Origin of the sequence: Halomonas sp. GFAJ-1 (assembly GCF_000236625.2) — a bacterium.
Classification (GTDB): Bacteria; Pseudomonadota; Gammaproteobacteria; order Pseudomonadales; family Halomonadaceae; genus Vreelandella.
The window spans coordinates 84280-110009 of record NZ_AHBC01000038.1 but is presented as its reverse complement, the minus strand read 5'-3'; the positions used below and the strand labels follow the sequence as shown (position 1 = coordinate 110009).

General features: G+C 55.2%; 23 protein-coding genes. 12 read left to right on the top strand and 11 right to left on the bottom strand.

What is annotated here, in order from left to right; translation table 11 throughout:
* Nucleotides 1-36: 36 nt before the first annotated feature.
* From mmsB to MOY_RS10390, 8 genes are all read right to left on the bottom strand, one after another.
* Nucleotides 37-936 carry a 3-hydroxyisobutyrate dehydrogenase gene (gene mmsB / locus MOY_RS10425; RefSeq protein WP_009099457.1) on the bottom strand — a complete coding sequence of 300 codons (900 nt, stop codon included), beginning with the start codon at nt 934-936 and terminating at the stop codon, nt 37-39.
* A gap of 36 nt (nt 937-972) precedes the next feature.
* Nucleotides 973-2088 carry an enoyl-CoA hydratase/isomerase family protein gene (locus MOY_RS10420; protein WP_009099456.1) on the bottom strand — a complete coding sequence of 372 codons (1116 nt, stop codon included), beginning with the start codon at nt 2086-2088 and terminating at the stop codon, nt 973-975.
* Between the two features lie 60 nt (nt 2089-2148).
* On the bottom strand, nt 2149-3303 hold the full coding sequence (locus tag MOY_RS10415; RefSeq protein WP_009099455.1) for an acyl-CoA dehydrogenase family protein: 1155 nt from the start codon (nt 3301-3303) through the stop codon (nt 2149-2151).
* 221 nt (nt 3304-3524) lie between these two features.
* Nucleotides 3525-4517 (bottom strand): branched-chain amino acid ABC transporter permease, encoded by a 993-nt coding sequence (locus MOY_RS10410; protein WP_009099453.1) that lies wholly within the window; start codon nt 4515-4517, stop codon nt 3525-3527.
* A gap of 2 nt (nt 4518-4519) precedes the next feature.
* Entirely contained in the window at nt 4520-5407 is an 888-nt protein-coding gene (locus MOY_RS10405) for a branched-chain amino acid ABC transporter permease (RefSeq protein ID WP_009099451.1), read from the bottom strand.
* Between the two features lie 145 nt (nt 5408-5552).
* The gene (locus tag MOY_RS10400) at nt 5553-6776 is read right to left on the bottom strand and encodes an ABC transporter substrate-binding protein (RefSeq protein ID WP_009099449.1); all 1224 of its coding nucleotides are present in this window, start codon (nt 6774-6776) and stop codon (nt 5553-5555) included.
* Nucleotides 6777-6913: 137 nt separating this feature from the next.
* On the bottom strand, nt 6914-7663 hold the full coding sequence (locus MOY_RS10395; RefSeq protein WP_009099447.1) for an ABC transporter ATP-binding protein: 750 nt from the start codon (nt 7661-7663) through the stop codon (nt 6914-6916).
* On the bottom strand, nt 7660-8448 hold the full coding sequence (locus MOY_RS10390) for an ABC transporter ATP-binding protein (RefSeq protein WP_009099445.1): 789 nt from the start codon (nt 8446-8448) through the stop codon (nt 7660-7662). The genes MOY_RS10395 and MOY_RS10390 overlap by 4 nt, the downstream gene beginning before the upstream one ends.
* Nucleotides 8449-8781: 333 nt before the next feature.
* Here MOY_RS10390 and MOY_RS10385 point away from each other — a divergent pair, with 333 nt between their 5' ends.
* The 12 genes from MOY_RS10385 (at nt 8782) to MOY_RS10330 (ending at nt 21661) form a co-directional block, all read left to right on the top strand.
* Nucleotides 8782-9189 (top strand): MerR family transcriptional regulator, encoded by a 408-nt coding sequence (locus MOY_RS10385; protein ID WP_009099444.1) that lies wholly within the window; start codon nt 8782-8784, stop codon nt 9187-9189.
* A gap of 6 nt (nt 9190-9195) precedes the next feature.
* On the top strand, nt 9196-10365 hold the full coding sequence (locus tag MOY_RS10380; RefSeq protein ID WP_009099442.1) for an isovaleryl-CoA dehydrogenase: 1170 nt from the start codon (nt 9196-9198) through the stop codon (nt 10363-10365).
* 10 nt (nt 10366-10375) lie between these two features.
* Nucleotides 10376-11983, top strand: a complete 1608-nt coding sequence (locus tag MOY_RS10375) for a carboxyl transferase domain-containing protein (protein WP_009099440.1) — start codon at nt 10376-10378, stop codon at nt 11981-11983.
* 12 nt (nt 11984-11995) lie between these two features.
* On the top strand, nt 11996-12829 hold the full coding sequence (locus MOY_RS10370; protein WP_009099436.1) for an enoyl-CoA hydratase/isomerase family protein: 834 nt from the start codon (nt 11996-11998) through the stop codon (nt 12827-12829).
* Entirely contained in the window at nt 12826-14877 is a 2052-nt protein-coding gene (locus MOY_RS10365; protein ID WP_009099433.1) for an acetyl/propionyl/methylcrotonyl-CoA carboxylase subunit alpha, read from the top strand. Before MOY_RS10370 ends, MOY_RS10365 begins: the two co-directional genes overlap by 4 nt.
* 10 nt (nt 14878-14887) lie before the next feature.
* Nucleotides 14888-15796, top strand: coding sequence for a hydroxymethylglutaryl-CoA lyase (locus MOY_RS10360; RefSeq protein ID WP_009099431.1), 909 nt, complete (start codon nt 14888-14890; stop codon nt 15794-15796).
* A gap of 70 nt (nt 15797-15866) precedes the next feature.
* A complete protein-coding gene (locus tag MOY_RS10355; RefSeq protein ID WP_009099429.1) occupies nt 15867-17570 on the top strand; it encodes an AMP-binding protein in 1704 nt (567 codons plus the stop codon).
* A gap of 101 nt (nt 17571-17671) precedes the next feature.
* Nucleotides 17672-18496 carry a class I SAM-dependent methyltransferase gene (locus tag MOY_RS10350; RefSeq protein ID WP_009099426.1) on the top strand — a complete coding sequence of 275 codons (825 nt, stop codon included), beginning with the start codon at nt 17672-17674 and terminating at the stop codon, nt 18494-18496.
* Nucleotides 18497-18539: 43 nt separating this feature from the next.
* A complete protein-coding gene (locus MOY_RS10345) occupies nt 18540-19109 on the top strand; it encodes a hypothetical protein (protein ID WP_009099423.1) in 570 nt (189 codons plus the stop codon).
* A 184-nt stretch (nt 19110-19293) separates the two neighbouring features.
* A complete protein-coding gene (locus tag MOY_RS10340; RefSeq protein WP_009099421.1) occupies nt 19294-19572 on the top strand; it encodes a Trp family transcriptional regulator in 279 nt (92 codons plus the stop codon).
* The gene (locus tag MOY_RS10335) at nt 19569-20990 is read left to right on the top strand and encodes an anthranilate synthase component I family protein (protein ID WP_009099419.1); all 1422 of its coding nucleotides are present in this window, start codon (nt 19569-19571) and stop codon (nt 20988-20990) included. Before MOY_RS10340 ends, MOY_RS10335 begins: the two co-directional genes overlap by 4 nt.
* Complete coding sequence (locus tag MOY_RS10330) at nt 20987-21661, top strand: anthranilate synthase component II (protein ID WP_009099417.1); 675 nt, start codon at nt 20987-20989, stop codon at nt 21659-21661. Before MOY_RS10335 ends, MOY_RS10330 begins: the two co-directional genes overlap by 4 nt.
* Here MOY_RS10330 and MOY_RS10325 read toward each other — a convergent pair.
* From MOY_RS10325 to ppc, 3 genes are all read right to left on the bottom strand, one after another.
* Nucleotides 21645-21935, bottom strand: a complete 291-nt coding sequence (locus MOY_RS10325) for a DUF1294 domain-containing protein (protein WP_009099415.1) — start codon at nt 21933-21935, stop codon at nt 21645-21647. The genes MOY_RS10330 and MOY_RS10325 overlap by 17 nt on opposite strands.
* A gap of 38 nt (nt 21936-21973) precedes the next feature.
* Nucleotides 21974-22990: a 23S rRNA pseudouridine(2604) synthase RluF gene (rluF, locus tag MOY_RS10320; protein ID WP_009099413.1), complete on the bottom strand. Its 1017-nt coding sequence runs from the start codon at nt 22988-22990 to the stop codon at nt 21974-21976.
* A 78-nt stretch (nt 22991-23068) separates the two neighbouring features.
* A complete protein-coding gene (ppc, locus tag MOY_RS10315; protein WP_009099411.1) occupies nt 23069-25717 on the bottom strand; it encodes a phosphoenolpyruvate carboxylase in 2649 nt (882 codons plus the stop codon).
* Between the last annotated feature and the right edge of the window lie 13 nt (nt 25718-25730).

Here is a 25730-nt window from a genome sequence, read left to right as displayed (position 1 = left end):
GCCCTCTTGCTTACGCTTAATCACGCGCTACACCACTTAGGCGCTGTTTTTATCCTGATAAAACGTTAGCAGGCTTGAGAAATCCAGGTTTCCGTTACCGCCTGCTTTGTGCAGAGTAAACAGCGAGCGGGCAGCAGACCCCATGGGAACGGGCGAGGCGCTCTGCTGGCTAACATCCATCGCAAGGCCCAGGTCTTTAATCATCAGGTCAACCTGGAAGCCACCCTGGTAGCCCTTAGAGGCCGGAGCGTTTTCCATTACACCGGGGTAAGGGTTATAAACGTTCAGCGCCCAGTTACCGCCTGAGCTTTGCTTCATAATCTCGGAAAGCACCGCTGGGTCCAGTCCATTTTTCACGCCCATGTTGATCGCTTCACAGGTGCCTGCCATCAAGATAGATAGCAGCATGTTGTTGCACACCTTAGCTACCTGCCCCGCACCGTGGTCGCCCGCGTGGAAGATATTTTTACCCATCACGTCTAGCACGGGCTTGGCCTGCTCAAACTGGGCATCAGAGCCGCCGACAATAAACGTCAGGGTACCTGCCTGGGCGCCGCCTACCCCACCGGACACCGGCGCATCCACAAAGCCAATGCCTTTTTCAGCCCCCGCAGCGGCCACGCTACGGGCGGTATCAGCGTCGATGGTGGAACAGTCGATCACTAAGGCGCTCTGTTTGATCACATCAAACAGTGGCGTATCGCCATCTACATACAGCCCGCGTACGTGCTTACCTGCGGGAAGCATGGAAATAATAAAGTCTGCATCGGTGGCGGCGTCCTTGGCAGATGCCGCCACGTCGCAACCGTGAGACTTGGCGGTTTCCAGGGCCTGTTCAGAAAGGTCAAAGGCGCGCACTTGAAAGCCCGATTTTGCTAAGTTGGCCGCCATAGGGCCGCCCATGTTGCCTAAACCGATAAACGCGACGGTGGTCATCATTGTTGTCCTTATTAGAGAGTGGTCGAAAATGCGTTAGCGAAGATCCGCGAGGGGGCTCTCCTCCCAAGGTGACGCTAGCAGCCCATCGATAAACGATGACTCTACGGAGGCGACATCCGGGTACGTCCAGGCTGGCTGGCCATCTTTATCTACCAACAGGGCACGCACTCCTTCTGGGAACTCACGGTGGCGGCAGCACTGCACGGAGAGCGCCAACTCCGACTGAAACACTTCTGCAAGCGACATGTGCTTGGCGCGCTTTAACTGCGTATCAATCAGCTTGATGGAGACGGAGCTGCCGTGAGCCAAGGTTTTCTGGGCCTTGCTGAACCATTTGTCGTCAGTGTTTACCGCCAAAATCGCCGCGACGACTTGCTCAATGGTGTCGTGATCCATTAACTCGCGGATTAGCGCGGTGGATTTGTAAACCGGGGTGTCAAGCTCGGCAAAGACACCTTGGGAGGCCTGCTCTAGCTCGCGCAAAATGCTGTTTACGACGCCGTGGGCGTCGGTCTGGCTACCTTCACCCCAGGTAGCTGCTAGCAGCTGTTCGGCCAACACCTCGCGATGCTGGCTGGCAATGGCACGGTCGGCCAAACCCAGGTGCACCGCATCCGGCGCATTGATTTGGCTGCCGGTCATGGCTAAAAAGCGCCCGGTGCCGTTGGGCAGGCGGTTTAAGAACCAGCTTGCCCCCACATCCGGGTAGAGGCCAATGGTGACTTCTGGCATAGCAAGGCGGGAGGTTTCGGTGACCACACGGTGGCTGCTGCCGCTTAGCAGCCCCATACCACCCCCCATGACGATGCCGTTACCCCAGCAAATCACCGGTTTTGGGTAGGTGTGTAGCAGGTAGTCGAGGCGGTATTCCGTATCAAAAAAGCGCTGAGGAAAATCCGGGTCGCCGTCGCCGGTTATGGCTTTATAGAGGTTGACCACATCGCCACCGGCGCAAAACGCTTTCTCACCGGCGCTATCCAGCAGTACCGCTACAATGCGCTCATCAGCCTGCCAGGCTTGCAGCCGTGGCAGGATCTCTTCGATCATCTCAAGCGTTAGCGCATTAAGAGAGCGTTCAGCGTTGAGGGTGATCTCACCAATGATATGGCCATCTTGGGTGGCGTGTTCAGCAAACAGTACGCAACTCATTCCGTTGTCCTTGTGATTGCCCTTATGATTGTCCTTGTGACTGGCTGCCCTTGTGGCTAACTATAGCTCGGCGGCACCGCTTGCCAGCACGCGGCGAGAAATAATCAGCCGCATGATTTCGTTGGTGCCTTCCAAAATGCGGTGCACACGGGTATCGCGCACGTAGCGCTCCATGGGGTACTCCTTGATATAGCCGTTACCGCCGTAAAGCTGGAGTGCCTCGTCGCATACCTTAAAGCCTACGTCGGTCGCAAAGCGCTTGGCCATAGCACAATACGCCGTCGCATCCGGGTGGCCTAAATCCAGCTTAGCGGCCGCCATACGTACTAGCTGGCGGGCTGCTACAAGCTCCGTCACCATATCTGCCAAGCGGAACTGCAACGCCTGGAAATCCGCTAGACGCTTACCAAACTGCTTGCGCTCCAGCATGTATTCCCGGGCTTTATTAATCGCCTGCTGGGCGGTGCCGATAGAGCACGTAGCGATGTTGATGCGCCCGCCATCTAGCCCTTTCATGGCAATTTTGAAGCCGTCGCCTTCGTTGCCCAGCAAGTGGTTAGCAGGCACGCGCACGTCTTCAAAGGTGATCATGCGGGTGGGCTGGCTGTTCCAGCCCATTTTTTCCTCTTTACGGCCATAGCTAATGCCGCTGGCTTTGGCATCCACCGCAAACGCGGAAACACCGCCGGGGCCTTCGCCACCGGTACGCGCCATCACCACCAGAAAATCGGTGCTGCCCGCGCCGGAAATAAACATTTTGCTGCCATTCAGCACATAGTCGTCGCCGTCGCGCTTAGCGGTGGTTTTAAGCGATGCGGCATCGGAGCCTGAATTGGGTTCGGTTAAGCAATACGAGCCCAGTAGCTCACCCGTCGCAAGCTTTTCACCCCACTGCTCCACCGCTTCCGGCGTGCCGAAGTCCGCCAGCATCCAGGTCACCATATTATGAATGGTGAGGTAGGCCGTTGTAGAGGTGCAGCCCATGGAAAGTTGTTCAAAAATAATGCTGGCATCCAGCCGGGAAAGCCCCAGCCCGCCAACGTTTTCCGGCGCGTACAGCGAACAAAAGCCCAACTCGCCCGCTTTACGAATGACATCCACTGGAAAGAAGGATTCGGCGTCCCACTCTGCTGCATGGGGTTCTAACTCGTTTTGGGCAAATGCCCGCGCCATATCGGAAAAGGCAACTTGGTCTTCGCTTAGCTCAAAATTCATAGCGTTCCTCCGTACAAGCATGGCTGGGCAACGTGTTATTCGGCGTTGGACGGCACAGGCTTTGCTATTTGTCGTTATTGGCAATGTTGACGTTTACGTTAACTTATATACTTAGCTTAACCTACGCAACCGCTTAGCCCCACTACCTTTGGAGTAGACGTATTTTAAGGGCAAAAAAAGGGTGCCAATAGGCACCCAACGGACAGACCCGGTTCAACCCATTACTTAAAGTTTTTGCGATACATCTTGCCAAGCTCACCCACAATACCGCTGCGGAAGCTAAGCACGCAGACCACAAAAATAATCCCTAATATTACGTTTACCCAGTTGCCTAGTGGCGACTGCGCCAGCACATGCTGCAGGCTAACCACAATGCCCGCGCCCATCAGTGGGCCTAACAACGTACCCACACCGCCCAGTAGCGTCATCAGAATAACTTCACCGGACATGTGCCAGTGGGCATCGGTTAACGAAGCCAGCTGGAATACTACGGTTTTGGTGGAGCCCGCTAACCCAGCGATGGCAGCAGAAAGTACAAAGGCCAACAGTTTGTAGGCATCAACGTTGTAGCCTAGCGAGACCGCACGGGGTTCGTTTTCACGAATCGCCTTCAGCACCTGCCCAAAGGGCGAATGCACGGTGCGCTGGATAAGCGCAAAACCGAATAAGAAGATCGCAAACACGAAGTAGTACATCGCCAAGTTGCTGCGCAGGCTGATGAAACCAAACAGCTCACCCCGTGGCACGCCGTGTAAGCCATCTTCACCACCGGTAAAGGGCGCCTGTACAAACATGAAGTAAACAAGCTGCGCTAGCGCCAGCGTTACCATGGCGAAGTAGATACCCTGGCGACGGATTGCCAGCAGGCCAAATAGCAGCCCTAACACCGTAGCCATCAGGGTGCCACCAATAATGCCCAGCTCAGGCGTTAAGCCTGGGTAACTTGCCAGTAAGTAGCCGGTTATATAGCCGCCTGTCGCGAGAAACGCGGCATGCCCAAACGAGAGCAGTCCCGCATAGCCCAGCAGCAAGTTAAAGGCGCTGGCAAATAGCGCAAAGCAGAGAACCTTCATTAAGAACACTGGGTACGCCAAGAAAGGCGCCACCAGCCCCAGTGCCACAAGCGCTATATAGAAGAGATTGCGGCGCATATTGGCACGTTTTTGGCGTTCCAGCACCGCAGAGGGTGCTTTGATTGCTTGAGAATCTGCCATGGTTAAGCCTCCTTACCGAACAGCCCAGCGGGGCGTAACATGAGCACTAATATCATCACCAGGAAGATCACAGTATTGGAGGCTTCCGGGTAATACACTTTGGTTAAGCCTTCGATAACTCCCATGCCTAGGCCGGTAAGAATCGCACCCAGGATTGAACCCATGCCCCCGATAACCACCACGGCAAACACCACAATCAATAGGCTTGAGCCCATAGTGGGTGAAACCGGATATAGCGGAGCTGCCAGAACACCCGCAAACGCAGCCAGTGCAACACCAAACCCATAGGTAAGGGTAATTAACAGCGGAACGTTAACCCCAAACGCCTGCATAAGCTGGGAGTTTTCTGTACCCGCCCGCAGGTAGGCGCCTAAGCGAGTGCGCTCAATCATGAACCAGGTGAATAGACACATTGCCAATGCCGCTACCAGCACCCAGGCGCGATAAGTAGGCAGGAACATAAAGCCTAGATTGAGCCCCCCTTGAAGCACCTCTGGGGTGGCATAACGCGCGCCGGAAACCCCGAAGAAGTTGACCAGCGTGCCTTCAAAAATCAGCGCTAACCCGAACGTTAGCAGTAGCCCGTAAAGGTGATCCAAATGGGCAATACGACGCAGCAAGAAGCGCTCCATCAGCATGCCAAAACCACCTACCACCAGCGGCACTAAGAACAGTGCTAGCCAGTAGTTAATGCCTAAGTAGCGAAAGCCTAACAGCGCGGCGAAGGCCCCCAGCATGTATTGCGCCCCATGGGCAAAGTTGACGATCTTCAGTAGGCCGAAGATGACCGCCAGGCCCAAACTAAGCAGTGCGTAAAAGGCACCGTTCACAAGCCCAAGCGTTAGCTGGCCCATGAACACGGCCAGTGGCACGCCGAATATCATCGTCATGGTATGACTCTCCTCGCCGCCAAGCGGGTAGCAGCACCTGCTGCCACCCGTGGATATTGCTTATGTAATAACGCTTCAAGGCTTTTAATGGCTAGCCTGAACCGCTGCCATAGGCCCTATGCTTTCAAACGTTTCTAGGCCCGTTTTAGTTTTGAACCAGCTTGCACTGACTCTCAGAAAGCGGACGGTAGGCTTCTTCGGCGGGAATAGTGCTAAGGATTTCGTAAAGGTCCCACTCACCAGTGGACTCTTCGGGGGTTTTCACCTGGGCCAAGTACATATCGTGAACCATGCGGCCATCTTCACGAATTCTGCCGTTGCGGGCAAAGAAGTCATCAACGGGCATCTCAGCCATTTGCGCACGTACAACTTCAGGATCATCAGTACCTGCCGCTTCTACCGCTTTTAGGTAATGCATGGTGCTGGAGTAGATACCTGCCTGCACCATTGTCGGCATCCGGCCCATCTCTTCGTAGTAACGCTCAGACCATTCGCGGGCCTCTTCATCCATGTCCCAGTACCAGCCAGTGGTCAGCAGCAGGCCTTGGGTAGCCTCTAACCCTAGGGCGTGAACGTCGTTCAGGAAGATAAGCAGACCCGCTAACTGCTGACCGCTTTGAACAAGGCCAAACTGGCTGGCTGTGGTAATCGCGTTGACGGTATCCGCACCCGCGTTAGCCAGACCCACAATTTTGGCACCAGAGCCTTGCGCCTGGAGAATGTAAGAGGAGAAATCGCTGGTGGGGAACGGATGGCGAACGCCGCCCACTACTTCACCACCACTCTCTTCTACGACGCGCGTTACGTCACCTTCCAGCGCGTGGCCGAAGGCGTAGTCCGCGGTCAGCATGAACCAGGTGTCGCCGCCCTGCTCTACAACGGCCTGTGCCGTGCCGTTGGCCAGCGGATACGTGTCATATACCCAGTGAATGTGGTTTGGCGTGCAGTGCTCGTTGGTGATACTGGACGCCGCAGAGCCTGAAATAATGCCCAGGCCGTTGTTCTCTTCTAGCACGCGGGTAACCGCGATAGTGACCGAAGACGCCACCATGCCTGCCACCATGTCGACGTTACGCTGGTCAATCCACTCACGTACGGTGTTAGCCCCTACGTCTGCGCTGTTGCGGTCATCGGCACTAAAGACAACGATGGGCGCACCATTCACGCTGCCACCAAAATCCGCAACGGCCATTTCCAACGCTCGCTGGCCGCCTGGGCCCGCGAGGTCGCGGTAGGTACCGGACATATCGGCCAAGTAACCAATGCGAACTTCGCCATCGCTCATGTTAGCCTGGGCGGTTGAAATAGCCATGGTGGAAGCAGCGGCAACAGCGATGCTAGTAGCGAGTGTTTTTTTAATGAAGGTCATGTTCGTCTCCTGGCCCTTAAGGCCTTTGTTTTTGTGTTACGACGTTTTTAAGTGCTTTAGTGTTCAGCGTTTTTGGTACTAGGTTTTGCTACTACGTTATTAATCTTGGTGGGTATTACCCCCAACCCCGGTCTTTGCTACACCCCCAGCATCGTGTTGAGGTGATCACGGCGTGAAGGCAGCTGTGCGGCGGTGATCTCTTCAACAATCTGGCCGTGATCCATTACGAAGTGGCGGTCTGCCAAGGGGGCCGCAAAGCGGAAGTTCTGCTCGACCAGCACGATAGTCATGCCGCGCTCTTTCAGCTGAATGAGTACCTCAGCTAATTTCTGCACGATAACCGGCGCTAACCCTTCGGTAATCTCATCAAGCAGCAATAACCTTGCCCCGGTGCGCAAAATACGCGCCATGGCTAACATCTGCTGCTCACCACCGGAAAGCCTTGTCCCCTGGCTTCTGCGCCGCTCATAAAGGTTGGGAAACATGCCGTAGATTTCATCTAAACTCATGCCGCCTGAGCGCACGGTAGGTGGCAGCAATAAGTTTTCGTGCACATCCAAACTCGCAAAAATCCCCCGCTCTTCCGGGCAGTAACCAATACCCAGCCGAGGAATATGGTGCGGCTTCATGCGCAGCGTTTCGTTACCGTTAATGACGATAGAGCCGGTACGCCGACCCACCATACTCATAATCGATTTAAGCGTAGTGCTACGCCCCGCACCATTGCGCCCTAGCAGGGTCACTAGCTCACCGCGTTTAACATCAAAGTTAACGCCGTGCAGGATATGCGACTCGCCATAAAAGGCGTGCAGATCACTAACCCGCAACATTTCTAGGGTTTGCGACTCGGTAGCAGCGTTGGTCTCATACGCTTCGGCGGTGTTCATACGGCAGCCTCCTCTTCAGCGGCTTCGCTACCCATATAGGCTTCTCGCACCAGCGGGTTACGGGAAACCTCTTCATAGTCACCTTCCGCCAACACGGCGCCACGCGCCAACACGGTAATGCGGTCACATAGCCGGCTTACCACGCTTAAGTTGTGCTCAACCATCAGTACCGTGCGTCCTTGTGAGACGCGTTTAATCAGCGCCACGATGCGGTCAACATCTTCAGCGCCCATGCCCTGGGTAGGTTCATCCAGCAACATCATAGTGGGGTCAAGCGCCAGCGTAGTGGCAACTTCCAAGGCACGTTTGCGACCGTAAGGCATTTCTACCGTTAGGGTGTCGGCGTACTCTCTTAGACCTACTTCATCGAGTAGCTCCATGGCTCGGTCGTTAAGATGATTAAGCGACGTCTCCGACTTCCAAAAATGGAAGGAGGTACCAAGCTGACGCTGCAGCGCCACACGAACGTTTTCCAACGCCGTCATGTGAGCGAACACCGCCGAGATTTGAAATGAACGAACTAACCCAAGCTGGGCTATCTCGTTGGATTTTTTACTGGTGATGGGTTTCCCGCGATAGAGAATCTCACCACGGGTAGGCGGTAAAAACTTGGTAAGCAGATTGAATACCGTGGTTTTACCTGCACCGTTAGGCCCGATTAGGGCGTGAATGTGCCCTTCCTGAACCTGAAGGTTCACGTCATCAACGGCGGTAAAGCCGCGGAACTCTTTGGTCAGTCCTCGCGTTTCGAGTACTGGCCCATTAATTACATCGTCTGCACGCATGAAGTGGTAAGCCTCTTGTTGTTCTTGTGCTGACTTTGCACCAGCCAGTTTACTCTGGAGCGGAAAATCGTTAGCCGGCGACGCACCCTTACCTGAACGTAAGGTGTAGGTGCAAACTAGCAATCACTTGCAGGGTATTACAATTACAACTTTGGTCTACGCAGACTCAATTTAATCTGCTTTAAACGCTTTATATATAAATTTTTCAGATACTTATGCAGATTCAACGGTAATCGACGTTTAGCAATACCAGCTTTACGTTAACGTAAACTTGTTTTAGCCTCATGGTCAGTGTTCCATAGGGGCATCCCCCTATCGACGAGAATAACGATCATGAGCAAAACATACTCGATTAGCGAGCTTGCCAGTGAGTTTGACGTAACCACGCGCAGCATTCGCTTTTATGAAGATCAAGAGCTGTTACACCCCGCCCGCCGGGGTCAAACGCGCATTTACAGCAGTAAAGATCGTGTACGCCTAAAGCTAACGCTACGCGGCAAGCGGCTGGGGTTTTCTCTCGCTGAAATTCGAGAACTTTTTGAGCTATGGGATGAGACCCGTAGCGGCAGCGAAAAGCAGCTGCACCTAATGTTGAGCAAGATTGGTGAGCGGCGCGCCGCTCTCGAACAACAAATGAAAGACATCACCATGGTGCAGCTAGAGCTCGAAAGCGCCGAAATCCGCTGTCGACAAGCACTTGAAGAACTTAACGAAAAGCATCCCTTAACAACGACAAGGTAATTGACCATGTTTTCACACTATTCAGAACTTAATTTTGGCCTGGACGACGAACTGAACATGCTGCGCGAGCAGGTCAATGCCTTTGCCGCTAGCGAGATCGCCCCCCGCGCTGCTGAAATTGATCGCACCAACGAATTCCCTAACGACCTCTGGAAGAAGTTCGGCGATATGGGCCTATTAGGCATTACCGTGTCTGAAGAGGATGGCGGTAGCGGCATGGGCTACCTTGCTCACTGCATTGCCATGGAAGAGATCTCCCGGGCGAGCGCTTCAGTCGCGCTCTCCTACGGTGCGCACTCTAACCTGTGCGTAAACCAACTTAAGATTAACGCCACCGCTGCACAAAAAGAGAAGTACCTGCCCAAGCTGATCAGCGGCGACCACGTGGGTGCACTGGCAATGTCTGAGCCCGGTGCGGGTTCTGATGTGGTGTCCATGCAGCTGCGCGCAAAACAAGATGGCGATCACTACATCCTTAACGGCAATAAGATGTGGATCACCAACGGCCCTGACGCTGATGTGCTGGTGGTGTACGCCAAAACCGACCCGGACGCAGGCTCTAAAGGCATTACCGCGTTTATTATCGAAAAAGGCATGGAAGGTTTCTCCACCGCTCAAAAACTCGACAAGCTGGGTATGCGCGGCTCTAACACCTGCGAGCTAGTGTTCCAAGATTGCAAAGTACCGGCCGAAAACGTGCTGGGCGACGTGGGTAAAGGCGTGCGTGTATTGATGAGCGGCCTGGACTATGAACGCGCCGTTCTGGCCGCTGGCCCCATCGGTATTATGCAAGCCGCCATGGACGTGGTGATGCCCTATATCCATGAGCGTAAGCAGTTCAACCAATCCATCGGTGAATTCCAACTGGTACAAGGCAAAGTAGCCGATATGTACACCACGCTGAATGCGTGCCGCGCCTACTTATACGCCGTCGCAGGTGCTTGCGATCGCGGCCAAACGTCGCGCAAAGACGCCGCTGGGGTGATTCTATACTGTGCCGAAAAAGCCACCCAAGTCGCCCTGGATTCTATTCAACTACTCGGTGGTAACGGTTATATCAATGAGTATCCCACCGGACGTCTGCTGCGCGACGCGAAGCTGTATGAAATTGGCGCGGGCACCAGCGAAATTCGCCGGATGCTGATTGGCCGCGAACTCTTCACCGAAACAAAGTAAGGGCCGCGCCATGAGCACACTCTCTACACAGATCAATCCCCGCAGCGATGTCTTTCAAACCAACGCGGCCTCAATGCTGGCGGAAGTTTCCAAGCTACGCGAGTTAACCGCCGCCGTCGCCCAAGGCGGTGGCCCTAAAGCTCGTGAGCGCCACGAAAGCCGCGGCAAACTATTCGTGCGTGATCGCATCGACCACTTAATTGACGAAGGCTCGCCCTTTTTAGAGTTTTCCGCACTGGCAGCCCATCATGTTTACGATAGCGACGTACCCGCAGCAGGCGTAGTGACGGGCATTGGCCGGGTATCTGGCGTTGAGTGCGTGATTGTGGCTAACGATGCCACGGTAAAAGGCGGCACGTATTTTCCGCTGACGGTGAAAAAACACCTGCGCGCCCAGGAAATTGCCCGCAAGCACCGCCTGCCGTGCATCTACTTAGTCGATTCTGGCGGTGCTTTCCTGCCCCGCCAGGACGAAGTGTTCCCCGACCGTGACCACTTCGGGCGCATCTTCTATAACCAAGCCACCATGTCCGCTGAAGGTATTCCACAAATCGCCGTGGTGATGGGTTCCTGTACCGCGGGTGGCGCCTATGTGCCCGCCATGGCGGATGAATCCATCATCGTTAAAGAGCAGGGCACGATTTTCCTAGGCGGCCCGCCCTTGGTAAAAGCAGCTACTGGCGAAAGTATCAGCGCTGAAGACTTAGGTGGTGCAGATGTTCACGCCAAAATAAGCGGTGTTGCGGACCACTACGCCGAAAACGACGCCCACGCGCTGCAGCTAGCCCGCGCCTGTGTGTCGCGCCTGAACTGGCAAAAACGCGGCAAGCTGGCCATGCAAGCGCCTAAACCACCTAAGCTCGACCCAGCAGAGCTTTACGGCATTGTGGGTACCGACCTTAAAAAACCTTATGACGTGCGCGAAGTGATTGGCCGTGTTGTCGATGACTCTGACTTTGACGAGTTCAAACGCTACTACGGCGACACCTTAGTTACCGGCTTTGCGCATATCCACGGCTATCCGGTGGGCATTGTGGCCAACAACGGCGTGCTGTTCTCCGAGAGCGCTGTAAAAGGTGCGCACTTTATTGAACTATGCGCTCAGCGCAAGATCCCGCTGGTGTTCCTGCAAAACATTACCGGCTTTATGGTCGGCTCTAAATACGAGCATGAAGGCATCGCCAAGCACGGCGCCAAGCTGGTAACGGCGGTCGCCTGCGCCAAAGTACCCAAATTCACGGTGCTGATTGGCGGCAGCTTCGGCGCGGGCAACTACGGCATGTGCGGCCGGGCTTATGATCCCAACCTGCTGTTTATGTGGCCCAATGCGCGTATCTCCGTAATGGGTGGCGAGCAGGCGGCAGGCGTGCTTTCCCAGGTGAAGCGCGAACAGCACGAACGCGAAGGGCGCGAGTGGACGAAAGAAGAAGAAGAGGCGTTCAAACAGCCCACCCGCGATCAGTACGAGCACCAGGGCCACCCCTACTACGCCAGCGCCCGCTTGTGGGATGACGGCGTCATCGACCCGCTGCAAACCCGCGATGTGCTGGGGCTTTCTTTAGCCGCCGCGATGAATGCCGAAGTCGAAGAGACACGCTTCGGCGTGTTCCGGATGTAAGGGGCGAACACCATGGCTTACTCAACGCTACTGATTGAAAACGGCATCGCGCGCCTGACCCTGAACCGCCCAGAGGTGCATAACGCCTTCGACGACAGCCTAATCGCCGAGCTAAACGCGCACCTTGAAGAACTGCATCAACTGGCCAATGCGGGCGATGTTCGGGCAGTGGTACTTGGCTCTGAGGGAAAAAGCTTCTCCGCAGGCGCTGACCTGAACTGGATGAAGCGCATGGTCGATTACGACCTGGAAGATAATCTCGCTGACTCCCGCAAGCTGTCAGCGTTAATGCACGGCTTGGATACCCTGCCCTGCCCCACGCTTTGCCGGGTTCAAGGCGCGGCGTTTGGCGGCGCGGTAGGGTTAGCTGCCTGCTGCGATGTGGTGATCGCCTCTGATAAGGCTAAGTTCTGCCTCTCAGAAGTCAAAATTGGCCTCTCTCCTGCGGTCATCAGCCCTTACGTTCAGCGTGCGCTGGGCGAGCGCCAAATGCGCCGCTACGCCTTAACCGCAGAAGTCATGGATGCGCCAACGGCGCTGGCACTCGGCTTAGCCCATAAGGTTGTAGAGCACGAAGCATTGGACGGCGAGGTAGACGCCATGCTGGATACGCTTCTCGCCGGCTCGCCTCAAGCACAACGCGCCACCAAAGCACTACTGGCAAGGGTCGCCCAAGCGCCCGACAGCGATACCACCCGGGAGCACACCTGCCAAGTGATTGCTAAATTACGGGTGAGCCACGAGGGCCAAGAGGGCTTATCCAGCTTTTTTGAAAAGCGCCGCCCCGCCTGGACGCAACCGTCCAGCCTTCAAGAACAGAACAACGCTGCGGAGCCACGCTCATGACGCTTGAAAACAACGCTGAAACACATAAATTCGATACCCTGCTGGTAGCCAACCGCGGCGAAATTGCCTGCCGGGTAATGCGCACCGCCCGCCGCATGGGGCTTAAAACCGTCGCTGTCTATTCAGATGCCGATGCCTCTGCTAGCCATGTGCGCGAAGCCGATGAAGCCGTGCGCTTAGGCCCCGCCGCCGCCCGCGAAAGCTATTTGAATGTCGATGCGGTCATTGAAGCCGCCAAGCGAACCGGCACAGGCGCTATTCACCCCGGCTACGGCTTTCTATCTGAAAACGGTGGCTTCGTAAAAGCGCTTGAACAGGCAGGCATTACCTTTGTTGGCCCGCCGGCCTCGGCGATTGCCGCCATGGGCGACAAATCTGCCGCCAAAGCACGCATGGCTAACGCTGGCGTACCGTTGGTGCCGGGTTACCATGGCGATGATCAGGACGATGACCTGCTGCGTTTAGAGGCCGACAAAATCGGCTACCCCGTGATGCTCAAAGCCAGCGCCGGTGGTGGTGGTAAAGGCATGCGCGTTGTAGAGAGCGGCGAAGGGTTCAAAGCAGCACTTGATGGCTGCCGCCGAGAGTCTAAGGCTGCCTTCGGTGACGACCGCATGCTCATTGAGAAGTATCTGGTGCAGCCACGCCATGTGGAAGTTCAGGTGTTCTGCGATCGCCATGGTAACGGCGTTTACCTCTTCGAGCGGGACTGCAGCGTTCAGCGCCGCCACCAAAAAGTCATTGAGGAAGCTCCGGCCCCCGGCATGACGTTGGAGCTGCGCCAGGCCATGGGCGATGCCGCCGTTCGCGCCGCCAAAGAGATTGGTTACGTGGGCGCGGGAACCGTCGAGTTTCTGTTAGACATTGACGGCTCGTTCTACTTCATGGAGATGAACACCCGCCTGCAGGTTGAGCACCCCGTTACTGAAATGATCACCGGCCAAGACTTGGTTGAATGGCAGCTGCGCGTGGCGATGGGCGAGCCACTCCCCTGCACCCAAGACGAGCTAACCATCACCGGCCACAGCTTTGAAGCGCGGATTTACGCCGAAGACCCAGAGCAGGACTTCCTGCCCGCCACCGGCCTGCTCACTCGCTTTGCACTGGATTTAGAGGGCGCAGGGTTAGACAGCGATCAGGTGCGTTTAGACAGCGGCGTAGAGAGCGGCGACGAAGTTTCCATGCACTACGACCCCATGCTGGCCAAGCTGATTGTTCACGGTGCTGACCGTGACGCCGCGCTTGCCACGCTGAACCGTGCCTTAGCCGCACTGGATGTACAGGGCGTGGTGACTAACCGCGCATTCCTGCAGCGCCTTGCGAATCACCCTGGCTTTAAAAATGTCGAGCTGGACACGCGCTTTATCGAGCGCAACGAAGCCACGCTATTTGCCCCGCGCAGCTACTCTACTGAAGCCTACGCCAGCGCTGCGTTGATCGGTTTAAACCAGCTGGCGCAGGAGTGTGAAAGTGATTCCCCCTGGGATCGTCATGACGGCTTCCGTTTGAATGCCCCGCATACCATCCGCATTGCGCTGTGTGACCCGGCAAGTGCTCAGGCGGCTGACAGCGACGAAGCGGTGGTGATTGTGGAAGGTAAGCGCGAGAGCGGCGAATCGCTTTGGAACCTCACCATTGGTGATGAAACGCTCACCGCTAGCCTCCAATCGCTGACGGGCGATGCCGTTGCCGTCACGCTAAACGGCCACCGTCGCCGCCTTCAAGCGCGCCGCGATGGGCATGTTGTGGTGATGGCAGAACCAAGCGGCGAAACGCGCCTGTTCTGGCGCCGCATTGACGCCATCGACCACGGCCACCATGAGGCGGAATCAACCCTGACCGCCCCCATGAATGGCACCGTGGTAGCACTGCTGGTTGAACCCGGCACAGCAGTTGAGAAAGGCATGCCGCTGATGGTCATGGAAGCCATGAAAATGGAGCACACCATGACCGCGCCTGCCGATGGCAGCGTCGAGTCTTTCCATTTCCAGGCCGGCGATACCGTAAGCCAGGGCGATGTATTGCTCGACTTCGCCCCCAGCGAATAGGAACAGAACTATGGCACTGCCAACGTCAATTAAGCTGTTTGAAATGGCCCCTCGCGATGGCCTTCAAAATGAACCGGGCACCCTGGTGCCCACCGCTACCAAGATCGAACTGATCGAACGGCTAGCCAACGCTGGCCTCACCCATATTGAAGCGGCTAGCTTCGTCTCGCCTAAGTGGGTGCCGCAAATGGGCGATGCCACCGACGTTATGAACGGCATTGCTCGCCAACCCGGCGTGGTTTACTCAGCACTCACGCCTAACCTAAAAGGCTTGGAAGGCGCACTGGCAGCGGGCGTTGAGGAAATCGCGGTGTTTGGCGCCGCTTCAGAAGCGTTCTCGCAAAAGAACATCAACTGCTCGATTGCGCAGTCCCTTGAGCGCTTTGAACCCGTGCTCGCACGGGCCAATGAGGCAGGCGTTCGAGTACGCGGCTATGTCTCCTGCGTGCTGGGCTGCCCCTATGAAGGCGACATCTCGCCCGAAAAAGTGGCCGAGGTGGCCAAGGCGCTTTATGAGATGGGCTGCTATGAAATCTCCCTGGGCGATACCATCGGCGTGGGCACGCCGCTTGCGGCTAAGCGAATGATTGAAGCCACCCGCCAGCAAGTGCCTATTGAGCACTTGGCCGCCCACTTCCACGACACCTATGGCATGGCCCTGGCTAACTTATATGCCGTACTGGAAGAAGGAGTCAGCGTAATTGACGCAGCGACCGCTGGCCTTGGCGGCTGCCCTTACGCTAAAGGCGCATCCGGCAATGTGGCCACCGAAGACGTACTCTATTTACTTGAAGGCCTGGGCATTAACACCGGCATCGACCTTCAGGCGGTGATCGACACGGGCTACTGGATTACCAACGAGTTAGGCCGCAAGCCAAGCGCAAAGGTCGCTCTCGCAAAAGGCATTAGCCGCCAATAACCGTCCAATAATAAATAAGAACCGCCTGACGTCCCGCTTAGATAAAAAAAAGACATCGGAGAGACACATTATGGCATCACCTGCTCTTACCCTACCCAGTTACACCAGCAGCACCGCCGATAAACCGCTGCTGGGCATGACCATTGGCGATAAGTTTGACCAAATTGCTGAACAGTACCCGGATAACGACGCGCTGATTGCGCTGCATCAGAACATCCACTGGAGCTATCGTCAGCTTCAGGAAGAGGTAAACCGCTGCGCCCGCGCCCTGCTGGCGATTGGCGTTAAAAAAGGTGACCGCGTTGCCATTTGGGCGCCCAACTGCAGCGAGTGGACGCTGACCCAGTTCGCCACCGCCAAACTTGGCGCTATTCTGGTCAACATCAACCCTTCCTACCGCACCCATGAGCTGGAGTACGCGCTGAACCAGTCGGGCGCTCGTTTTCTAGTCACTGCCCATAGCTTCAAGTCTTCCGACTACACCGCCATGCTTTATGAGTTAGCACCTGAGCTCAACAGCAGCGCGGAAGGCCAGCTTCAGTCAAAAACGCTGCCAGAGCTTGAGTGCGTGATTAACTTAAGCAGCGAAAAGCACAGCGGCATGTGGCGCTGGGCCGACTTCATTAATGAAGCCAGCAAGGTCAGCCAAACCGACGTCAACGATTTACAAGCCACGCTGCAGTTCGATGACCCGATCAATATCCAGTACACCTCGGGCACTACCGGCTTCCCGAAAGGCGCCACACTTTCCCACCACAACATCCTGAACAACGGTTTTTTTGTGGCGGAAAGCATGGGCTTTACCAGCGAAGACCGTTTGGTCATCCCGGTACCGCTCTACCACTGCTTCGGCATGGTGATGGGTAACCTGGGCTGTATGACCCACGGCGCGGCGATGATTTACCCGGATGAGGGTTTCGACCCTGGCAAGGTGCTAAAGGCGGTACACGAGCAAAAAGCTACCGCGCTGTACGGCGTACCGACCATGTTTATCGCCGAGCTGGAGCACCCGGACTTTGCCAGCACCGATTTTTCATCGCTACGCACCGGCATCATGGCGGGTTCTATCTGCCCTGCTGAAATCATGAAGCAGGTCATCGACAAGATGAACATGAAAGGTGTGCAGATCGCCTACGGCATGACCGAAACAAGCCCTGTATCTACCCAAACAGGCGCCAACGACAGCATCGACAAGCGCGTTTCCACCGTAGGCCGCACTCAGCCCCATCTGGAAAGCAAAATTGTCGACCCCGGCAACGGCGGTATTTTGCCCCGCGGTGAAATTGGCGAACTGTGTACCCGTGGCTACAGCGTCATGCTCAAGTACTGGAAAAACGAAAAAGCCACTGCCGAGGCCATTGACGAAGCGGGCTGGATGCACACGGGTGATTTAGCCACCATGGACGAAGAGGGCTATATCCAAATCGTCGGCCGTATTAAAGATATGGTGATTCGCGGTGGCGAGAACGTTTACCCCAAAGAAATTGAGGAGTTTCTATACGCTCACCCGGCAATCTCTGAAGTACAGGTTACCGGCGTGCCGGATAAGAAATATGGCGAAGAGTTAATCGCCTGGGTGAAGCTCAACAGCAGCTCAGGTGACGTCACCGGTGAAGAGCTGCGTAACTACTGCAAAGGCAAAATCACCCACTTTAAAATTCCGCGTTACTTTAAGTTTGTCGATGAATTCCCCATGACAGTAACGGGTAAAATCCAGAAATTCAAAATGCGCGAAATTTCTATCCAAGAGCTTGGGCTTGAGGATCAAACATAATTCCATCAAGCCTTGTTTTTCAAACATCGTTTTAATGAACGCCGGCCCCCGGTCGGCGTTTCACTTTATTCATATAACTTCCTCTATAACGAGACACTGACATGGCCACTCACCAGCCGCTAACCGAGCACTACCACCAAGGGCTGCGCGATGGCGATATTCTCACTCAAATTCGCACTCACTACCCCGATGGCCCTACCCTGCACCAGCTCGCCCCGTTAGATCAGCTGCATATTGGCGGTATCGCCGCGTCAAAAAAACTGCTTAGCCTGCTTGACCCACAAACGCATAAACACGTGCTGGATATTGGTTCAGGCGTAGGCGGGTTAATGCGTCAAGGGGCAGCGCTTGGGTTTCATATCACCGGGCTGGATATCACCTACCGCTTTAACGTACTTAACCAGGCGCTGACTGATTTATCGCTTCATTCGGCCAACCCGCCCCTTCGCTGTGTGACCGGAGATGCATGCGCATTGCCCTTTTCAGAACACACATTCGATGCCGTCCTGTTTCAACACAGCTTAATGAACATGCCTGCCCCTGCCCACGTGCTTGCGCAGTGCCGCCGCGTTCTTCGTCCCGGCGGAAAGCTCGTAATGCACGAGGTGGTCAGTGGCGAAAACATTGCCGACCTCCGCTACCCCGTGCCGTGGGCGGCAACGCCAGAACATTCGCACCTACTCACCATAGCCGAGCTAACCAAGCTACTTGAGACGAACGGTTTTCAGCTATCACATTGCGAAGATTGGAGCAGAACCGCGCTTGAATGGCGACAGCGGCAGCGACAAAAAGAGCAAACGCCACACACGGCCGTGCTCTCTCCTCAGTGGATATTTGGCGAGCGCTTTTTGAAAATGGGAAAAAATCTGCTAGAAAATTTGGCTAATAACGCAATTAACGTGGTGGAAATTAGCGCCCGTTGCTAGGCTGGTTAGGATGACTTCCATGTAAAAGGACAGAGGAACGCCAATGAATCGCCTGGCAAGCACCCTGCTCTTTAGCGCTTTTGGCACCATGCTCCCTTTTATGAACTGCGCTGCCAATGACGGCACTCCCGTTATGGCCTATGCCGCCACTGAAAGCGAACTCATCACACTCGCCAATGGTGTGGTACTGGAAGGTAGCGACTTAAACAGTTTGGATACCTACACCACGGGTTTTCGCCTCACCGCTGGGTTTAGCCCATCACACCTGCCCCGTTTGGATATTGGCGCTGAGATTGCCTACCGGGAAAGTGAAGAAGTCCCCATCTCTAACAGCGTTTCCCCACTGATAATGGACACCCTTAGTCTAGGCGGTGCTGTTGTTGCCGGCGTTCGCATGGGGTCTTTCAGCGTATATGCTAAATCCGGCTTTACCGAGTGGCGGGGTGAAACCGACCAACCCCTAGCCGACAGCGGTGGCACTGCCCTACTGCAAGGGTTCGGTGCGACGATGACAATTAACCGGTTAGTGAGTCGGCTTGAGTACGAACGTATCGACGCCCCCACCCTCAGCCATCTCAATATGATGAGCGCTTCGCTGCATCTGCCGTTTTAGCGTGTAGAAATCTGCTAACCGTGTTGGTCAGCACGCTTTTTCCAGAAAGCCCTCTTTTCAGCATCTTCTGTAACCCGCTAACGTCAAAAACATAGCGCTGACATCGATTAGGCATTGACCTTTTATCTCACGCTGTTAATGTACTAGTACGCTAGTACATTAAATAACGGCTCGGTGATAAACAGTGCCTGCAAACGTTTCTTTAAATGATAATTTCCAAGCAGAGCTGGTTCGTCATTTGCTCGCCATTGACTCGCCTAAGGCAATGCACGAAGCGCTTGCCAGCCTGTTGACACCCGCGGAGTACCAAGAAATCAGTAAACGTCTGCAGATTTTTAAGCTGCTGCGCGAAGGCGTGCCCCACCGCAAAATTGCCGAAACTCTCGGCGTGGGTATTGCTACGGTTTCACGCGGGTCACGCGCTTTAACGACGCTACCCTCTTCACGGAATGATGACTTATGAGCACTGCTAACACGCACTCTACTCAAGGCCCGCAGCCGTTTACGCTACCGCGCAAGCCTCACTATGTGACGCTGGCGGCGGACTGCGATTTCTTTGCCCTGTTTCAAAAAATTGAACGACAGTTTGATAACTGCTACATGCTGGAGTCGCTGGGCGAAGATAGCCACATAGCGCGTCACTCCATTATAGGCTTCGACCCCGAATACATTCTGTACGCCAACGGCAACACGCTGACCATTGAAGACCGCGACGGCAACGCCAACCGCTACCCAAGTGACAACCCTTATGAACTGCTGCGCAGCCTGATCCCACAAAATATTATTTCTCGTAAATATGCGGGCGGGCTAAGCGGTTATCTTGGCTACGACGCCATGCAGTACTTCGAACCCTCACTCACTCTGAAAGCCAGTGACGACTTCGATACCTTTCGCTTTGGGCTGTATAAAGATGGTCTGATTCTCGACAAAATGACCGGCGAGGTCACCTACTTCTACTACGACAATAGCCGCTACGCGTTTCTGCAAACGCTGATCGACGCCGACGACGAACCGGCAGGCCCGCTGCACATTACTGCGTTGGGCGACACCATGAGCAAAGCCGAACACGCCGAGGCGGTTGCCAAGGTAAAGCAGGATATTATCGACGGCAAAGTATTCCAGTGCGAAGTGGGCTTTAAAAAGCGCTTCCGTATTGAAGGCGACACCCTCGCGCTCTACGACCAACTGCGCACGATTAATCCCTCACCACAGATGTACTACGTTAAATTTGGCGAACAGAAGCTGATTGGCGCAAGCCCTGAGCTGCTGTTCCGGCTGCGCCAGGGGGAAATGGAAACCTTTCCTCTTGCGGGCACCACCCTGCGCGGCCAAACGCCTCAAGAGGATACCCAGCTTGCCCGAGCGCTGCTTAACGACCCGAAAGAGATCGCTGAGCATAATATGATTGTGGATCTGCACCGCAACGATATCGGCCGCGTCGCCCAGTTCGGCACGGTAAAAGTGCGCAGCCTGATGGACATTAAGCGCTTCAGCCATGTGCAGCATATTTCCAGCGAAATTGTAGGGATTATCGCCGAAGGTGAAGATATGTTTACGGCTCTTGCCAGCAACTTCCCGGCGGGCACACTAACCGGTGCGCCAAAAATCGAGGCTATGAAAATCATCGACGACCTGGAAAATGACGGTCGTGGCCCTTACGGCGGCGCGGTGGGCCAGTTCTCGTTTAACGGCGACTGCACCTTTGCTATTCCCATTCGCACGGTGTTTGTGAACGGTGAACGCGCTTACGTGCAAACCTGCGGCGGGAACGTATTTGATAGTAACGCCGACGATGAATACGAAGAGATTCGCCGCAAATTTGCCGGCACTCGCAAAGCCCTTGCCCCTTTTATGAGCGCGGATATGGAGAGCCAAGCATGAAGGTGCTAATTATCGATAACTACGACTCCTTCACCTATAACCTCTACCAGTTTATCGGTGAAATTCTCACTACAGAGAAGAATCGCGGCGAGCTTCCTCACTTTGAAATCATCGTCAAACGTAATAATCAGATCGATTTCAGCGCCATTGAGGAAATGGCTCCCAACCGCATCATCATCTCCCCCGGCCCAGGCTCCCCGGATGACCCGCGCTACTTTGGGGTTTGTGCTGAAGTGATCGAGAAACTCGGCAAAACCACGCCCTTGTTAGGCGTATGCCTGGGCATGCAGGGCATCGTCCATGTGTTTGGCGGCAAGGTGATTAACGCCCCACTGCCCATGCACGGCAAAATCAGCCCCATTAACCACAACAACCGCTCGGTATTTAACGGCGTACCCGACCAGCTTGAGGTGATGCGCTACCACTCACTGATTGCTGATGCGGCCTCCCTGCCCGAGTGCCTGGAAGTCACCGCCACCGTGGGCGAACTAACGGCTGATAAGTTTGAGCAGCGTGCCAGTTGGCAGGCAGTTGGTGAGTTTGAGCTAATGGGCGTGAAACATAGGGACTATCCAATACACGGCATACAATTTCACCCGGAGTCGTTTGCCACCGAAGGCGGAAAAGAGCTAATAGCCAACTTTCTTTTCACACCTAATGGCCAAGTATAAAAGGCATTAATACCCACAGACCTCCTACATTCAGCGCTACGGTCATCCAAAACATAAGTCGAAAGCTTGTCTTTTGGGTTTTATGGCGCAGGCGCTGTTGGGCAAACCAAGCGCCCGGCCAGCCGCCTGCCAGCGCCAGCAGATGCAGCGATTTCTCGCTCACCCGCTGGCGCTTTTTAATGGCCGCTTTTTTATCAACGGCGTAAACGGTATAAGCAATAACGCTGACAACAACATAAAAAACAGCTACAAGAATCAAAATAGAAGTGCTCAATCACGTTTTCGAGAAAAGCGCATAACATGTAGCGGACGCTACTTACGGCGCGACGATGGCTTGCCACCCGTTGTAGGCTTGCCTCTTCCGGCTCGCCCCTTACCCACCGTTTTAGCGCCAGCTTTCCCTTTTATACCGGGCTTACCACTGGCAGGTTTAGCCTTCGCGTGGGCTTTTGCTGGGCCTGCGGCTTTACCTTTTGGATCTTTACGAACTTTCCCGCTTGGCTTAGCCCCCTTCTGGGCCTTTTTAGCTGCCGGTTGGTTTCCCTTTCCAGCGTCTGAACGAGCGCTATAGTTGGGCCTGCTGACTGGCTTTTTCTTCTCCGGTACAGGATCAGAGGTCTCGGTAAGCCTAATGATGGTATCGATCTCTTTCGGCGTTAAATCCCGCCAGTCGCCCAGCGCCAAGCCTTTTAGCGAGACATTCATGATGCGTGTGCGAACCAGCTGGGTAACGTCGTAGCCGAAATACTCACACATGCGGCGGATCTGGCGGTTTAGCCCTTGTACCAGCGTAATAGTGAATACAAACGTCGACTCTTTAGCGACCTTACACTTTTTGGTCACCTGCCCTAAGATCGGCACGCCACCCTGCATACCGGCAATAAACTCATCGGTAATCGGCTTGTTGACCGTGACCACGTACTCTTTTTCATGGTTGTTATTAGCGCGCAGAATTTTATTCACCAAGTCGCCATTATTGGTGAGGAAAATAAGCCCTTGGGAGTCTTTATCCAGGCGCCCAATGGGAAAGATACGCGTGCCGTGTTTTACGAACTCAACGATGTTGTCTTTTTCCGCCGACTCCGTGGTGCTGACAATACCCACCGGCTTGTTAAGCGCGATAAGGACTAAATCTTCCTCCTCCTGAGGCTCAATGTCCTGACCGTTAACTTTTACCCGGTCACCCGCCACTACTTGGTCGCCGGTGGTCGCACGGCGGCCATTAATCCAGACATTGCCTTGTTCCACATAGCGGTCAGCCTCACGGCGGGAGCAGAGGCCGCTTTCGCTGATGTATTTATTAATTCGAGTAGATTTTCGTAACGACATAAAGCGCCAACCAACGGTAGTCGATTAAAAAAGCGCCGCCACCCAAGGGTAGCGGCGCTAGTGGACAGGATGACGAATTTAACCTGTGTTGCGTAAGCCGGCCGCAATGCCCGCCATGGTCACCATTAGCGCGCGGGATAGGTCTGCACTAATGGCGCCATCGGCATCGCGGTTACGCTGCAAAAGCTCCGCTTGTAAGCCGTGAAGCGGGTCGATGTAAGGATTACGCACATCAATTGCCTGGCGAATGAGCGGCGTATTTTCCAGCAATTTCTCCTGCTGGAGGATATCGAGCACAGCCTCTTCCAGCCGCTCAAAACGCTCACGCAGCCTTTTACCCAGGGCTTTTAGCGACGGCTCATCCACCAGCCGATGCTCGTAGTAAGCGGCAATCGCTACATCAGCCTTGGCCAATAGCATCTCAAGCATGTCTAGATAGGTGCCAAAGAACGGCCATTCATTGCGCATTTCTTGCAACACTTCACGACCGCCGGGCTGCTCTAGCCGCCGCGAAAACGCTTCACCGCTACCCAGCCACGCGGGCAGCATTAAGCGAATCTGCGTCCAGGCGAAAATCCACGGTATCGCTCGCAGGGTTTCCACACCACCATCTTGGCGGCGCTTGGTGGGCCGTGAGCCCAACGGTAGCCTGCCCAACGCTCCTTCCGGAGTTACCGCACGGAAGTATGGAACGAAATCAGGATCTTCACGCACCACGCCCACATAAGCGGCGTGGGCGACCTTAGCCAACTGATCCATCTCCTCCCGCCAATGGGGCTCAGGCGTACGTGGCGGCAGTAACGTGGCTTCTAGCACCGCACAGGCATAAATTTCCATGGACCGCAGGGCAATATCCGGCTGACCGAACTTAAAGCGAATCATCTCGCCCTGTTCGGTCACTCGCAGGCTACCGTTCACCGAGCCGGGGGGCTGGGAAAGTATCGCCGCGTGGGCCGGACCGCCGCCGCGGCCAACGGTGCCACCGCGACCGTGGAATAGGGTTAAGTCTACGCTATGCTTTTCGCACACATTCACCAGCGCTTCCTGGGCGCGGTACTGTGCCCAAGCGGCAGCAAGCTGTCCCGCATCTTTCGACGAATCGGAGTAACCGATCATGACTTCTTGGCGGTCATCAATCAGCGCGCGGTAGCCCGGTATCGCCAGCAGCTGGTCAATCACGTCACCCGCATGATTCAAATCGTTAAGCGTTTCAAACAGCGGTGCAATGGGAAGTGTTACTTGCCCCCCGACCTCTTTCATCAGCAGCGCAACGGTGAGCACGTCAGAAGGCTCTGCTGCCATAGAGATAATGTAAGTACCCAGCGCCTCTGACTGCTCTTGCGCAATTACCTTAAACGTATCGAGCACCTCACGGGACTCAGCAGAGCACTCCCAGCGGCGCGGAATCAACGGACGCCGCGAGGCGAGTTCGCCAAGCAAAAACTCTTGGCGTTTGGTTTCATCCCATTCACGGTAGTGACCAAGACCCAGCGCACTGGTCAGCTCTTCAATAACCTGCGCATGGCGGCTCGCTTCTTGGCGCAGGTCGAGCTTGGTGAGGGTGACACCAAATACCGCTACGCGGCGCAGGGTATCCAGCAAGGCGCCGTTGGCGATGGTATCCAGGCCAACATCACACAGCGAGCGGTAGCAGGCTAACAGCGGCGAATAGAGCTGGTCGCGGGTTTCAATAATTGGCCCGCCCTCATAATTGCGATCATCTAACTCCGCCTTGGCCCAGTCCCGCGTTGCTTCCATTCTCGTCAGCAGGCGTTTTAACACCTCCCGATAGGGTTCAGCCACGTCACCTGCTTCTGCTTTCAGGGCACTATTGGCCTTCCACATAGAGAGTTCGGTTTTCAACTGTTCAAGGTCACGCAGGTAGAGATCGGCGGCCATCCAGCGGCCTAGCAGCAATACTTCACGGGTGACCTTCGCCGTCACGTTTGGATTACCATCACGGTCGCCGCCCATCCAGGAAGCGTAGCGTATTGGCGCAGCGTCCAACGGAAGGCGCTCCCCGGCCGTTTCCAACAGCAGACTGTCTAGGTCGCGGTGGAAATCCGGTACCGCTTGCCACAGGGAGTTTTCAATCACCGCAAAGCCCCATTTGGCTTCATCCACGGGGGTTGGCCTCTCATGACGGATCTCATCGGTGTGCCAAGCCTGACTAATGAGCTCTTCCAGGCGACCTTGGGCGCGCGCACCCCGCTCTGGGTAGTCTTCAGAGCTTTCAATCGCGGTTAAGCACTCATCAATGGCGTCGTATTTTTGAATTAACGTGCGGCGAATAACTTCTGTTGGGTGTGCTGTTAGTACCAGTTCCACGCGCATATTAGCGAGGGTCTCAACCAACTTGCGCGGGGAATTACCAGCCTTCTGGGCACGATTTAACAGCTCACCCAGCACCGGCTGAGAGCCGGGCTTGTAGTCTTCCACCCGGCGAAAGCGCGCCCGGTAGTGCTGCTCGGCAATATTGGCCAGGTTTAGAAACTGGTTGAACGCGCGGGTCACCGGCAACAGATCCCGCTCTGGGAGCTGACGCAAGTACTCAATCAGCTGTCGTTGCTGCAATGAATCGCTTTGGCGACCCCGCTTAGCATGGGCTCGGATGGTTTCGATTTTATCGACAAATGCCTGGCCTAAATCGTCGGCAATGGTACGTCCTAGGCTATCGCCTAAAATACGTACGTTATCGCGTAGCGATTCGTGTAGGTCGTGACTCATTGGCATGGCCTCC